The organism is Nitrosomonas sp. Nm34 (assembly GCF_900113925.1).
Lineage (GTDB): Bacteria > Pseudomonadota > Gammaproteobacteria > Burkholderiales > Nitrosomonadaceae > Nitrosomonas.
In genome coordinates, this window is the sequence record NZ_FORD01000133.1 from 1 (window position 1) to 1,895 (window position 1,895).

The following is a 1,895-nucleotide window of genomic DNA, read 5'->3' on the forward strand; positions in this document are numbered from 1 at the left end:
ACCGCGCTGGCCGAAGCTAGCGAAACCTTCCCCAATCAATCAGGCCGCCCGATTGCCAACCCCACCGCACGTTGGGTCTTTCAGTATTTTATGGGCATACATATCCTAACCATTCACCAAACACAGACAGTGCTGCTTAATATGAATGAACCACATCACAAGTTACTGAAATTATTAGGGCGTTTCTATGTTAAATATTATTCCGATAGTGGCTGAATTGGCTGCGGAATGTAGGTGATAAAGAAAATATCTTGTAGCTGATGTTTCTTTTGTCTGTTTACCCGGGGATCTTGAATGCTCGAAAAGTGATGGATAATTGAGGGTGTTGGCTTTGCTATCATCTAAAATCAAAATGATAGCGTTATCACCTTATCTAAATTCTATTTTCAAGCACTTTTAAGCGCGATTACCCTGGTGGGATCTGGCGTAAAATCTTCTGTGGGCACGACAGAAGATTCTTAAAAAAATGCGTTGACAAAGACTATCATCGGGCTATGCAAAGCGGAAGCGATTCGGCATCGTGATATATAGCAATTGATCTTACCGATGAATATGCCAGTGCGGAATGGATAAAGTAGTTCAACGATCATCAGTTGCTGAGCCCGATTGACAACCAATACAATATTTACCTATAAAGCTGGGAAGGGCATATTATCTTCAGCAGAAAGAGCTAGGCATAGCGGTTTTGGCCCAAATTTCCGAGTTTTCCGCAAATTTGTAGGACTCATCGGTAAGGATGCTTATTCTTCCAAGAATCTCGGACTTTGCGACAGAATCTTTACAATTATTTCATTCTTATGTATTCAAAAACATGTTCTTTCATCCAGTTAGCCGCTTAACTCAGCTATCTTATCTAGATTAAAACATAAGCATTTGTATAAATTAATTGTCTCCATTATAGAAACAATTAATTTCTATTATTAAGCCTTATTTTTTGTTTTTTGCATCGGTATTATATATTATAAGAGTAAATTGTAATGTAATTAATAAAAGTAATATATTAAAAACCATGGCGTTATCATGAGTAAAATTTAAAAAATCGCATTGAAATATTAAGTAAAGCGCCATTTTAAATCGTCTGTCCAATTATAATTGTTGCCTTCAAAGAACACATCTTTAATGTAGTTATTCTTAACAAAATACTGACGTATTTTTTAAATAAAAAATAGGGTGAAATTAAAGTAAGTTGACGGAGATAAAATGAAAAAACTGATTTTATTGATGATTGGGATGGCGCTTGGTTTTTTAGTTGGTTGTGCACAAATGAATCCAATAGGAAGCACTCAAAGTAATGAATCTTATAGCACTAAGCTGCGCAGCATAGACCCTAACAATCATGATGCCATAGCAAAACATTACGAAGATGCGGCTAATGAGATGAAAGCAAAACTGCAGGAACAGAAAAAACTGCTTGAAGAATATGAGGGTCATAACGCTTATGGACGAAGAGGCCAAGACCGCCAGTCACGTATTACTGCTAACATACGTCAATATGAAAACTCTATCAAAGAGAACTTGAAAGAGGCCGCTATTCATCGAAAAATGGCGCAAGAAGAAGAAAAACGTGAACTCGGTTTTAAAAAGTAAAGGAAGCGTGAACTCTTAATTGAATTAGCATTTATTAAAATATACATTCAAGCTTCTGCTTCTGAAGATTAAAAAATAAAAAAAGTAAGCCGCGGTATCAACTATACTTATGCGGCTTTTTTGTATTTATGCTCTTAGTTTCATAACATAACGTGAGTTCGACATAAGAATCATCACATCACGATTGGAAGAGCTTGAGGGAGTCTGATATTAAGCGAGGGTTTCTTCTCGCGAAAGGTGTAAGCCACCAGTCCGGCTATCAGATTAACAAAGAAGTTAACCGGGCTGCGATGGCGGGAATGCTCGAT

1 protein-coding gene and 1 pseudogene are annotated in these 1,895 nt (G+C 37.0%); both read left to right on the forward strand.

Annotated elements, in window-relative coordinates:
• Window positions 1–216 (forward strand): annotated as a pseudogene (locus BM283_RS19145) (IS1634 family transposase); the annotation flags it as partial.
• A 984-nt stretch (window positions 217–1,200) separates the two neighbouring features.
• On the forward strand, window positions 1,201–1,587 hold the full coding sequence (locus tag BM283_RS17705) for a hypothetical protein (RefSeq protein WP_090695482.1): 387 nt from the start codon (window positions 1,201–1,203) through the stop codon (window positions 1,585–1,587).
• Window positions 1,588–1,895 lie beyond the last annotated feature (308 nt).